The organism is Candidatus Poribacteria bacterium (genome assembly GCA_021295755.1).
Lineage (GTDB): Bacteria > Poribacteria > WGA-4E > WGA-4E > PCPOR2b > PCPOR2b.
The window spans coordinates 1-11493 of the sequence record JAGWBT010000122.1; the positions used below are offsets into that span (position 1 = coordinate 1).

Annotated in this window: 13 protein-coding genes; all 13 read right to left on the reverse strand. The window is 48.9% G+C overall.

Annotation, left to right across the window (positions count from 1 at the left end; translation table 11 throughout):
• Positions 1-891 (reverse strand): hypothetical protein (locus J4G02_16740; protein ID MCE2396202.1); only part of this gene is annotated, 891 nt, incomplete at its 3' end.
• Between the two features lie 163 nt (positions 892-1054).
• Positions 1055-1834 carry a nucleotidyltransferase domain-containing protein gene (locus J4G02_16745; GenBank protein MCE2396203.1) on the reverse strand — a complete coding sequence of 260 codons (780 nt, stop codon included), beginning with the start codon at positions 1832-1834 and terminating at the stop codon, positions 1055-1057.
• A complete protein-coding gene (gene iolC, locus J4G02_16750) occupies positions 1835-2848 on the reverse strand; it encodes a 5-dehydro-2-deoxygluconokinase (GenBank protein ID MCE2396204.1) in 1014 nt (337 codons plus the stop codon).
• Positions 2849-2852: 4 nt separating this feature from the next.
• Positions 2853-3641 (reverse strand): aldolase, encoded by a 789-nt coding sequence (locus J4G02_16755; GenBank protein MCE2396205.1) that lies wholly within the window; start codon positions 3639-3641, stop codon positions 2853-2855.
• A gap of 152 nt (positions 3642-3793) precedes the next feature.
• A complete protein-coding gene (locus tag J4G02_16760) occupies positions 3794-4558 on the reverse strand; it encodes a DUF3800 domain-containing protein (protein ID MCE2396206.1) in 765 nt (254 codons plus the stop codon).
• Between the two features lie 30 nt (positions 4559-4588).
• Positions 4589-6553 (reverse strand): serine/threonine protein kinase, encoded by a 1965-nt coding sequence (locus J4G02_16765; protein ID MCE2396207.1) that lies wholly within the window; start codon positions 6551-6553, stop codon positions 4589-4591.
• A gap of 112 nt (positions 6554-6665) precedes the next feature.
• Complete coding sequence (gene eda / locus J4G02_16770) at positions 6666-7316, reverse strand: bifunctional 4-hydroxy-2-oxoglutarate aldolase/2-dehydro-3-deoxy-phosphogluconate aldolase (protein MCE2396208.1); 651 nt, start codon at positions 7314-7316, stop codon at positions 6666-6668.
• 249 nt (positions 7317-7565) lie between these two features.
• Positions 7566-8279: an SDR family oxidoreductase gene (locus J4G02_16775; GenBank protein ID MCE2396209.1), complete on the reverse strand. Its 714-nt coding sequence runs from the start codon at positions 8277-8279 to the stop codon at positions 7566-7568.
• A gap of 44 nt (positions 8280-8323) precedes the next feature.
• Entirely contained in the window at positions 8324-8917 is a 594-nt protein-coding gene (gene folE, locus J4G02_16780) for a GTP cyclohydrolase I FolE (protein MCE2396210.1), read from the reverse strand.
• On the reverse strand, positions 8917-9333 hold the full coding sequence (locus J4G02_16785) for a 6-carboxytetrahydropterin synthase (protein ID MCE2396211.1): 417 nt from the start codon (positions 9331-9333) through the stop codon (positions 8917-8919). Before J4G02_16785 ends, folE begins: the two co-directional genes overlap by 1 nt.
• Positions 9233-9721, reverse strand: coding sequence for a 6-carboxytetrahydropterin synthase (locus J4G02_16790; protein MCE2396212.1), 489 nt, complete (start codon positions 9719-9721; stop codon positions 9233-9235). Before J4G02_16790 ends, J4G02_16785 begins: the two co-directional genes overlap by 101 nt.
• A 61-nt stretch (positions 9722-9782) precedes the next feature.
• Positions 9783-10061 carry a hypothetical protein gene (locus J4G02_16795; GenBank protein MCE2396213.1) on the reverse strand — a complete coding sequence of 93 codons (279 nt, stop codon included), beginning with the start codon at positions 10059-10061 and terminating at the stop codon, positions 9783-9785.
• 329 nt (positions 10062-10390) lie between these two features.
• A complete protein-coding gene (locus J4G02_16800) occupies positions 10391-11455 on the reverse strand; it encodes a phosphotransferase (GenBank protein ID MCE2396214.1) in 1065 nt (354 codons plus the stop codon).
• Positions 11456-11493: the final 38 nt, after the last annotated feature.

The following is an 11493-nucleotide window of genomic DNA, read 5'->3' on the forward strand; positions in this document are numbered from 1 at the left end:
GGCTGCCTTTGCCTGATCTGTGTAATACCCTGCGGGCTGATGCCCCAAATCCAACCGGCGCACGGGCGCACCTTTTATATCATAAATCGTGAGGGTTACATCAGCGGCGTGGGCGAGACGATACGGTATCCATGTTTCGGGATTGAATGGATTGGGGTAGTTTGGGAGCAGTGCGGTCTCGGCAGGAGTGAGCATAGCTAACACTGCTTCGAGGTTAGCAATGCCGCGCCGAAAGATGGGCGAGCCGTCATCTGCCGTTTGCGCTAGGGCAATCCAGTTCTGAACTGTTTTAGGAGTGATGCGAACACCGATCGGTGTCACGCGGTGTCCGCTGCGACCTACAGGCGCTGCGGAAATCGTTGTCTCCTCAAGGTGGGCACTGACAGCAACCAGATCAAAAATGTTGACCATGCCGTCGCCGTTGACATTTCCCGATAATCTTTCTCCTGTTTGTCCAAATAGTGTTCCGACCGTTGCCAAATCGACGAGGTTTACAATACCATCTTGGTTGACATCATAGGCGGCTATCTGCGGCGATGTATTTGTTAGCGGTGCGACGTTCCACAGGAGTACTGTGCCATCGTCGCTCCCGCTTGCTAGCGTGTCGCCATCCGGACTGAACGCTAGACTCTCAATTTCCGCCGTGTGCCCCGTGAGCAGCTCAAGTTCTGCCCCGGTGTGTACATCGTAAATCCAAACCCCGGTAGAAGCCGCCACTGCTAAGTAGTTTCCGTCCGGAGAATACGCTATATTACTTATCCGGCCTTTACCAAGGCGCGCTTTAGCTCCTTTGGGTAGATGCCACTGCGGGGAATCTTGGGCGAGGGTGCTTGATACAAGAAAAACAGAGACTGATAATAGGTTGAAGCCAAGAAAGATTCCCTTTTTCATAAGGTTTAACCTCCTTGTTCTGTGACTATCTATCAATCATTGTGCCAAATATCTGCTGATAGCGAGAAATCAAATCTGACCGATTTGTAGGCGACTTTAACAGGCGAACTTCAGCGTCAGAATTATAATGAGCACCAAATTGTAGGGGCTGGGTTTCCCAACCTTATAGTGCTGTCTCTTCAAGCCAATCACAGAAAGCCATTACCGCCTCCCGAATATCTTCAGACAGCAAAACTGCTTTTTGTGCCAGTGCCGTCACCCGCGCGGGTTCCAATTCGTATCCGTAAATATGGCGAAGCCTGTGGCGAAAGCGGCGGTATTCATCTGTGTCTGATAATAGGTTCTGAGAAAACAGGGGTGGGCGGTCAGCCCGCGATTGTCCCATTTGGTACAGGAGAGTCCGATGCCACTGTTCACCCATTGGTAAGTCGCCATCTAGTGTGATGGCAATCCTTTCACAGATGCGTTCGATGCCTGAATAAAAATCGTCCACATAGCTCGCTAACGCACGGGTGGCGAACTGATCCGGTTGCTCACCTGCTCTGTTCAGACCTTCTGTAAGCCCCGCTGTGATTGGTTCAAGCGCAGCAATTTCGGCTGTTAATCTTAATTTCAATGCAGCGCGAGGATTTTCAGCCATCGGGGACCCTTCCAAAATGTGTTTACGGATTTCGGCGGGAGTTGATTCCAAAAGCACCAAATGGACAGACAGCCACGGAGGCACTATCGTTTCCAGAGCCGCTTCCGCCTCCCAACACGCCTCGCGGGACAGCCCTTCGATAGCCAGATCGAGATCGGAAGCCTCATGCCAAGGACTATCTCCTACAAGTGAGCCGAATGGGATGACCTGCTTCGCACCGAACTGTTTCTGTAAGACCTCCGCACAGTGTTCGGCGATGGAAAGCGCTTCTTGATGACGCTGGGCTAAGCTAGCTGCATCCAATTACCAGCCACCTCTTTCCTCAACAAAATCCTCGATCTCGCGCATTGTCGGCATAAAGTTCGCGCAACCGTGGCGGGTGACGACAATCGCTCCCGTCGCATTGCCCAAGCGGGCAGATCGTTCCCAGCCCCAATCTTTCAGGTGGCCATAGATGAAACCGCTGGCGAAGGCGTCCCCTGCACCGAGTGTGTTATACACTTCAACGGGAAACGGATCGCCGTTGATAATTGCCCCGTCGGACAGATGAACATCGGCACCTTCAACCCCGCGCTTCATCACCAGCGCCTCTGGACCCCCACTGAGGATTGTCTTAATTGCTGCGTTCACGTCGCCTTCGATATCGGGGTTGGAGATTTGGGAGTGGGTAATCGAGAGTTGTGATACATCGGAGAGTGAAGCTGCTTTGACCTCCTCCTCCGTTCCGAGTGCAATATCGACCAATCGCAGTGCGGATCTGGCGACCACCCCGAAAGCGCGGGGGTCATGCCACTGGTCCGCGCGGAAGTCAAGGTCAAAGAACACGGTCGTTCCAACGGATTGAGCGTATTCAGCGGCAAAGAGGTTTGCGCTTCGACTCGGTTCCTTGCTCAATCCAGTGCCAGAAATGAGTAACGCACGGCTATCAGCAATCGGTGCGGCGAGGACATCGTCGATTGTGAGTTCGATGTCAGCACAGTTGTCGCGATAGTAGACGAGCGGGAATCGGTCCGGCGGTTCAATCCCAAGCACAACCGCACTGGTTCGGTGTCCCGCTTTGTGACAGACAAACTTTGTTTCGACATCTTCGTCATTTAGGAATTTAAGGATGAAGTCACCCACCGGATCTTCGCCGAGCGCGGTAAGCACAGCGGATCGGAGTCCAAGTCGTCGCGTCCCAACGCTGATGTTGGTTGGGCAACCCCCGACAAATGCGCCAAAGCTGCCGATTTCGGGGAACGGGGTGCCGATGTCGTTGGAGTAGAGGTCTATCGAACTGCGGCCGATTGCTAAAATATCATAAGTTCGTTCGTTCATCGGTTCACCCTGATACATAATCCTTGAATTTTTCACTTTGTTCTGCGAACCGGCAGGTGATGAGAAAAGCGTCGTTTCCGCAAGCGATTAGCTGAACACCCGCGTCTGCCCATCGTTTGCCACTCTCAAAATCGTTGACGTAGCTGCCGAGCACGATTTGAGATTCCTTTGCCTTAGCGATAACCTTTTCGATGCTTTCGACAATCAACGGATGGTCGAGTTGACCGGAGATACCGAGTGATGTCGAGAGGTCATACGGTCCGAGGAAGATTGCGTCGAGTCCATCGGTGGCAAGAATCTCATCGATGTTGTCCACCGACTTCGCGGTCTCGATCTGCCCGATGATGAAAATTTCTTCATTTGTCTGAAGGGTATATTTGACACCGTCTAATTTCCGAAAATCGCCGTAATCGGTGTGTCCGATTCCGAATGCGACTCCTCTGTCTCCGTCAGGCGCGTATTTCGCCCACTCTACAACATTTTCGATATCTTCGCGGGATTCCACGCGCGGAATCATCACGCCTGATGCTCCGGCGTCAAGTGCGCGGGAGATAAAATGGCGTTCCTTGTCTGGCACACGTACAATACTGGGTAGGTCAGATCCTCTCGCCGCTCTGACGATACGCCCGACCGTTTCCATTGTGAAGGTTGTGTGCTCCATGTCCACAATGATAAAATCCGCCCCAGCACTCGCTAAGATGGTCGCAATTTGTGGTACCGCAAACTCCATCACAAAGGTCCCAACAATGACTTCTCCGCTTCGTAAAGTTGATTTAATCTGTTTCGCTCTCATATTTTCGATAAAAATCCTTGACAGACGATAGCATGATATATTACACTGTATAATGCACGGCTGATCCGTTCATATAGAGCGGGGTAGGTCGCGCCAATCGCACAAAATGACTATAGGGATAGGGCTTTGGGATTTTTTCCTGAAGCCCTTTTCTATGAAGGCAATTTTTTAAAATCAATTTGCCCATTCAACTTTGACTTCAACTTTTCTATTATTGATCGCTTGATTGTGATTACATCGCGGTTTCCTTTCCCTGTGACTAGTCGATTTATTGAAAAAGCCAAGATATCAGCTAGTTGAATAAAATGGGAAGTTTGTGAGTCACGAAAAATACAATCTTCAACGATACCTTCCCCCGGAAATTTAGCATCGTCAGGAAATGTTCTTGAGTACTCTCTGACCTTTTGTCGTATATGTTTTTCATAACCTGGATGGTCAACGTAAATAAGTGCCGTATGGGGATATCCCTTTTTAATTGACTTCCTTTTTACGTGTCCTTCGTAGAATGACAGGTATTCACCCCAAATCTCATTATTGAAAGTTTTAACGAGACTTTTAATTTTAACTTCTGCTTGATAGTAGCGTTTTGTAAACTCTTCTTTTGATTTAACGATAGCAAAAAGCTCACCACGTGGGTCGCAAATTAAATCCATGATTTGATCGTAAACCCATTCTAAATCGCGTGGAGTTAACCGTGATTTGAAAAAGGGACCTCTATGAGAGAAAAGTTCAGAACCCTTTAATTCGTTAATTGTTAACCCATATTTTTTAGCAATTTGAAATCGAAGGTTTTGTATTTCCCAGTAATATTTTTTCCAACACTGATCCTCAATTGAAATTCCTGCTAGGATATAGAAATCAGAACTCCCTTTGACTAAACCATTGTCACCGGATTCATCTATAAATAAAAATTCCATTCACATAAACTTCCTATTATTCCCCACTCGCTAGCTTGCTGTAAAGAGATTTTCTATTTCCCGTAATAGTTTTCGCGCACCCACTTCAGCGTTGGTGGTTCTTTTCAGCCTCTTTGAAATCCTTAAAATTCTATCACAATAGTCGTAGGATAAACTGAGATCCCCTATAACACGGGCATTTTCTGCGACATTGAGATAGCAGATTGTCGTGCGTGATAGACTCTGATTCGCAGCCTCCCATAGGTTGGCATGAGCGTAATTGTCCGCTGAAAGTGCGTAGAGTCTGCCGGCGTCCGCCCAAGTCTGTTCCCTTTCTAAGGCGTCCGCCCGCATGGCATAGTAGCTTCCGGCTTCCTGTGCACACTGGCGTGCGTGACTGTAACGACGGCCGGCTGTATAGGCAAGCCGCGCTCGCGCGTAACAATCTGCGCCCAATTCCCAAGTCTCGGACCCAATAAAGTCCTCCGCAGATATTTTATAATATTCCCCTAGTTTTTTGTACTCTGCGCGGCTGCGTCGGCTTTTCCCGGCTTGTGCATATTCTTCAGCCGCTTGACGGATCTGAGCAGCCAGCTTCTCATGGGGCGCTTGAGTCACCTCATGGAGTTTTCGCAGCACATACTCCGGGGCAGTCTCCTGTGGATTGAGCGGTTGAAATGTCAGATCGGAGCCGGTGCCGCTGTCTGTAGGAAGTGGGCCTGAACCTGCGGCAGAGGGCACATCGATCGGGGTGTCAGCAGAGAAACGATTGTTCAGTAAGGCTCTGAGTTCGGCAACCTCGTCAACCGGCAACTGGTCAACTAACCCAATCATCTCTTTTGCTGTTGCGGGTGGTTGAGGAGGAACCATCAGATCCGATAGATGCCGAAATATCCAATCCGCTTTTTTGGTTGCTTTGATACTATTCAAGTAGAGGCGGTGTGCCTGTTGCACCTCTTGCAATGCTTGCTGTGACTGCGTGCCACCGATGAGTTGAATGGCTTTATCGTAGTGTAGATTGACCTGTGTTTCAAGTTGCAGTTGGCTCTGTTTTTCTGCTTTTGCGTTCTGTTCCTTAGATATCTCCGCTTCAATTTTCTCCGCCGCCTCAGCAGAAACGCGTAAATCCTTTCTGTGTTCGGATAGCATTGCGCCTTGTATCGCCGGATTTGATTGATTTGTCATTGTATGCCGCACGGCGTCCGCATACCATTTTTTTCGGACACGATTCAAATCCTCGTACATATCTGAGGCGGTTTGATACCGAATTTGCGTATCTCGATGCAATGCTCTCCGTAAGATCTCACGCATATCTTCAGGTAGTTTATAGTCGATTTCAATCTCTTCGCTCTGTTTTCTTACCTGAATTTCCGCTTGCGTTTTTCCTCGAAATGGAAATTTCCCCATAAACATTTCGTAGAGAATTAACCCTGTTGAGTAGAGATCCACCCGATAATCGTAACTGCCTTCATACTGTTCAGGTGCCATATATCTTCGTGTGCCCGTAATTGTTCCTGCGTAGTCGGTGCTTGCTTCGAGGATACGTGCGACGCCGAAGTCAGAAATTTTCGCTGTTGCGTCAGAGGTCAGCAGAATATTCTGCGGCTTAATATCTCGATGGATGATGTTCTGCCCATGTGCAGCGATAAGCCCTCGACAGATATCGAGCGCAATATTGAGTGCTAGATTACGCCGAAGTGGCGTCGCAGTGATTAATTGACGCAAGCTGGGGCCGTCAACGTACTCCATGACGATGTAGGCGACGTATTCATCATCGCCGGGTTCAACGGTATGGATGGAGACAATGTTGGAATGTCCCCAATTCCGTCCCATTGCACTCAACTCGGTCAGCAGGTAACGCATGCGTCCGCTGGGGTAGATTGATTTGGGCAACACTTTGATCGCAACGGTACGGCTGGTAAACTCTTCTTTTGCTCGAAAAACAGAGGCAAAACTACCGTTGTTAATCAGTTTTTCAATACGATATTTTCCTAAGACCAGTCCGTTTATCTGCATATATACCATCCTCGTTACTGGCTGGCTGTGGTACTTGAAGATTAACACAGACCCAATGAACTGTCAATATACAAATATGCGCACATCTGTGGGACGCGTGATGCCTACAGGGTCATTGATCCACTTTGGCGATTTGTACGGCTTCTACCAATTTTTTCGCGTTCTCTGTCAGGAGATCGAACCGTCCATCGGCAATCACCTGATTGTTGACCAGTGCGCTGCCCACGCCAAGCGCGGCTGAACCTGCTTTGATGAATTCGCCGGCATTCTCAACACTCACACCGCCAGTAGGAATCATTGGGATATGCGGCAACGGTGCCTTCACATCTTTGATGTAGCTTGGTCCCACGCCGCTCGATGGGAAAACTTTGACATAGTCCGCCCCGGCTTCCCATGCAGCCAAGATCTCCGTCGGCGTAAATGCCCCCGGCATCACAATTTTACTATATCGGTTGCAGATTTCGATAACATCTGGCTTTGTCACCGGGCTGACAACAAACTCCGCACCCGCCAGCATCGCTGCCCGTGCGGTTTCGGCATCGAGTACCGACCCAACGCCTACTAGCACTTCATCGCCGTATTGTGCGGCGACATCGCTGATAACGCTCAGCGCATTCGGGGTTGTCATCGTTACTTCAATTAGGTCGACACCACCCGCTTTGATCGCTGCTGCAACCTCAATCAATTCAGCGGAACTGTTCGCACGAATGATCGCGACAACCCCACAGGATTCGACCCGTTGCATCTGTTCCAGTTTAGTCATTATTTACCTCGATCACAAAAGATCGTTAAAAATCTATAGAATTAGGACTTACGCAGTTGAACGATGAGGTGTTGTGGTTCGATGCTTCGTCACTAATGCGGGGCAAGATGCCCCGCCTACGATTGGTGTGGAGTCTGAACCTGTCCCTCGACGCCCGATGAATCGGGCAACTACAATCTGAAGTGCGTAACTTCCTAGAGAATATCAAAACTTTTCTTTTTTGTTTATGTCTATAACCTGTACTTTCCTTCACAAAATGCCAAGCGGTGGTGTTACGACAATTTCGTCGGTGACTATGCCAGCCGGCTGCGTCGCAACAAAGAGAATGGTCTCTGCGACATGTTCAGGCTTCAACATCAAATTCAGGTCAGGATGCCCGTTAATCTCCTTCCAGAACGGCGTGTCAACCGATCCGGGCGAGACCGCCGTGACACGGATATTCTCGCTCCGTACCTCCTCCGCCAGAACCTTTGTAAACGCGAGTGCACCCGCCTTTGCTGCACAATACGCACTTGAGGCTGGGAATGCAACTTTCGCAGCAATGGACAACACATTTATAATGAGACCGGATTGACGCGCCAGCATAGCGGGTAGCACGTGTTTCGAGCAAAGATAGGTGCTTTTGAGGTTGGACGCGACTACCTGAGTCCATACCTCCGGATCTGAATCGGCAACGGTCTCGAAGACCCCGATCCCTGCGTTGTTCACAAGGATGTCGATTTGACCATAAGCCTCTAGCGTTCGCTTGACCAAAGTTTCTACCGCTTCCGCTTGTATTACATCCGTCGGTACAACGAGGGCTTCTCCACCCTCTGCGCTGACGAGATTGGCCACTGTTTCGAGGTCATGCTGTGTCCGTGCTGCAAGGACAACTTTCGCCCCCGCCCGCGCAAACGCCAAAACGGTTGCACGACCGATGCCTCGCGATGCTCCTGTTATGATTGCAACTTTGTCCTTCAGCATCTCTATTCCCCTCAAAGCGCTGCGTTTTTAGGACTAGGTATCATCTAAATACATCTCATGAACTCCGTCCGTGTCGAGGTTTTATCTCGAAACTCGCCGAGCATCACGTTGGTCATGGTTTGTGAATGCTGCTTCTGTACGCCGCGAACCATCATGCACAGATGTTGTGCTTCAATGACAACAGCGACCCCAGCGGGATTCAAAACGTCCTGTAATGCTTCCGCAATCTGCTTCGTCAGCCTCTCTTGCACCTGTATGCGGCGGGCGAACATATCCACAATCCGTGGAATTTTACTGAGCCCAATGATTTTTTTGTGAGGGATATACCCAACATGACACTTGCCGAAAAATGGTAAGAGATGGTGTTCACAAAGGCTATAACACTCAATGTCTTTGACGATGACCATTTCGTCGTACTCTTCGTTGAAGATTGCATCGTTCACAACTTCTTCGACATTTTGGTCGTATCCCTGTGTCAAGAATTGGAGGGCTTTCGCTGCACGTTGCGGTGTTTTTAGGACACCTTCCCTTGTTGGGTCTTCACCAATACTCTCCAACATCTGCGTATAGATGTATTCAAGTTTTGGATCGGCGGTAGTTGTTCCGTTGTCAATTGAGTCTGCGTGGTAAATTTTCATTAACTGCTTTCGTCTCCGTAGTAATCAAAGTGGTTCTTCGGGGTTTCTCTCAATCGAAGCCGATGTAGCTGAATCGGCTTCAGATTCGGTTCAATAACCTTCCAGAGCACCTTCACAAAGTTTTCTGAAGTTGGATTGAGGTTCTCAAACTCAGGGGTGTCCAAGTTAAGGTGCTTATGATCAAATCGGCCGTGGACCTGCTTCTCGATTGTTTCATCAAGATAATCTAAATCGGCAACCATGCCGGTTCTTGGGTCCACCTCACCTTTTATTGTCACTTCAAGTGCATAGTTGTGCCCGTGCCCGTAGAAATTGTTACACTTGCCGAAGATTTCCTCGTTTTCCGCATCGCTGAGTTGTGGACTGTGCAATCGGTGTGATGCACTGAATTCGTAAACTTTCGTGAGATAGACCATCTGTCCCCTCATACAACCTGATGCGATGTAAGCTTGTCCCTTTTAGATGCGGTTCAATCGCATACCAAATCTGGATCGCTAAATTCTCACTTGTCGGTTGCAGGTGTGGGTCATTCGCGAAGGTGGGGTGTTGTATGTTGATATGTTTATGATCATAGTAGGCAACAACCTCGTCCTTGAGAACTTCATCCAGATCAGTGATGTTGATGACCATCCCATTTTCAGGATTAAGCCTACCCTTGACTGTCGCTTCTACGACGTAGTTATGCCCATGACTGTTTGGATTGGCGGTCACTCCAAAAAGGGCGTAATTTTCCGCATCGCTGAGTTCAGGAACACGATAGTAGTGTGAGGCTTCAAAAGCGATTTGGCGCGTAAGGTAGTGCACGATGAGATTCCTTATCCGTAAGACAAGATGCGTTATTCAGCCATCACGTTATTGACCCCAATCACAACCTAGCAACGGTGTTGTCTGCCGTTTCAAGCTGCACACGCATTACCCACTCCCCACCGCCGCGAAAATGCACATGCCGCTTCTTCAGCCATTCTACGAGCGTGTCTCGATCCGGTGCTTCCCATTCGCAGACCATTCGACCGAGGACTGTATCACACTGTACTTTCAAGCTCTTGACGCCGTCGCTTTCGTCATCAATAAATCGCTTGGCGAGCCTTTCCACATCCTGTCGTGTCATGCAGGCAATAATATGAGCAGAAACAAATTTGGGCATATTTGAACTCCAGTATGAAATAAGGAATAAGGTTGATTTCAAAAGAGAGTGCAGAAGGTGAAACGTAATGCGTAAAACGTGAAAACAGTTTATTCATCGGTTCATTAGTACATTGATCCATTAATGAACGAGGGAACTAGATTCGTTTTTGTTGCACGCTTTCTTAACATGAGCGAAAGAATAAAACGAATTATGATTGCAGCGAAGTTTACCAAGAAGTCAGCGGTGTCTCATCGAGCAATTCTGTAGGTCGATTTTCCAAAATCGACGTTTCGGTGTCGAGATATGAATCTCGACCTACAGGAGTTGAGTACAAAGGAGTGAGGGAATCAATCGAGTAATTCCTGACAATTCCAGTCCTGAAAATGAACGTATCGGAGTTTGAATCGGAACACGCTTTGCCAGCCGATCGGAGGGAAGAGGGTCGCAATCACCGATAGCCGGTAATCATAGACACAATCTTCCCAGCTATAGTCTACCACTCCGCCTTCGACAAGACCATCGTGATAGTAGCGCAACAGATCCTTCTCGATTTCATGCCGTTGCGGTGAGGAATCACCTCCGACTAGGTAACAGAGATCATAGGGTCCCATCCCTCGTTTATAGGTTTCCCAATCGCCAAAATAGAGCCCATCTGTTTCTGGGTTTTTAGGATAAAAGAGATTCCAGTGATGCAGGTCACCGTGTAGAAATGTCAAAGCCTTGTTATCTTTGATCCGTTCGGCATACAACCGTTCCCACCGGTTGATGGCGTGATGTACAAAATCAAATATCTCTTGTGGTAATTCGTCTTGAGCCTTGTCTGCAAATTGGGGAAGCAGCTCGTCTCTCCAGTGTTCACAATAGGTTCGTATGATTTCGGGGGTTGCAGCATCCGCCATGCGGAGTGGTCCTCCTCTTCCTCGGAGGAAATCGGCTTGTGAAATTCGCGGGTGCTCCCACCATTGCGTGTGAAACTTCAGCAGTTCATCAAGAATCTGCTTGTAGAGAGTGACGGTGAACGTTCCTTCCTCTTTGGGAGGGGTTTCGGTGTGCGTCACAGAGGCATCTTCAAAGATAAAATAGCATTGACGGGCATCACGGTCGTAATCGAAGTCGTAGCATCGGAAGACCGGTGGATCGGGCATTTGGGCGACGATCTCGTTGAAAAAGACTGATTCCGCAATGCCGCCCCCAAACCAACCGTCCCGATAATTTTTGAAGATTAGATCGGCATGAGGGCGATGTTCCGACTCAGTGGAATAGATCACTTTCAACCGTGTAAAGAAGGCGGCGGTTGATTCAAATGTCTCACCAATCTGTACGTCAGTTACGGTGTGTTGCGACAGATGCCCGTTCTGCTGGAGTCGATCCGTCAGCCATCGTGGTGTGATCTGTTCGGCACTGGTAATCAATTAATCGCGTACCTCTTTTGAATCGGAGCAGTGGGGAC

Bases quoted from the DNA above. Each gene is read 5' to 3' on its own strand.
- iolC (MCE2396204.1), bottom strand. From the start codon at position 2,848: ATGAACGAACGAACTTATGATATTTTAGCAATCGGCCGCAGTTCGATA.
- J4G02_16755 (MCE2396205.1), bottom strand. From the start codon at position 3,641: ATGAGAGCGAAACAGATTAAATCAACTTTACGAAGCGGAGAAGTCATT.
- J4G02_16760 (MCE2396206.1), bottom strand. From the start codon at position 4,558: ATGGAATTTTTATTTATAGATGAATCCGGTGACAATGGTTTAGTCAAA.
- J4G02_16765 (MCE2396207.1), bottom strand. From the start codon at position 6,553: ATGCAGATAAACGGACTGGTCTTAGGAAAATATCGTATTGAAAAACTG.
- eda (MCE2396208.1), bottom strand. From the start codon at position 7,316: ATGACTAAACTGGAACAGATGCAACGGGTCGAATCCTGTGGGGTTGTC.
- J4G02_16775 (MCE2396209.1), bottom strand. From the start codon at position 8,279: ATGCTGAAGGACAAAGTTGCAATCATAACAGGAGCATCGCGAGGCATC.
- folE (MCE2396210.1), bottom strand. From the start codon at position 8,917: ATGAAAATTTACCACGCAGACTCAATTGACAACGGAACAACTACCGCC.
- J4G02_16785 (MCE2396211.1), bottom strand. From the start codon at position 9,333: ATGGTCTATCTCACGAAAGTTTACGAATTCAGTGCATCACACCGATTG.
- J4G02_16795 (MCE2396213.1), bottom strand. From the start codon at position 10,061: ATGCCCAAATTTGTTTCTGCTCATATTATTGCCTGCATGACACGACAG.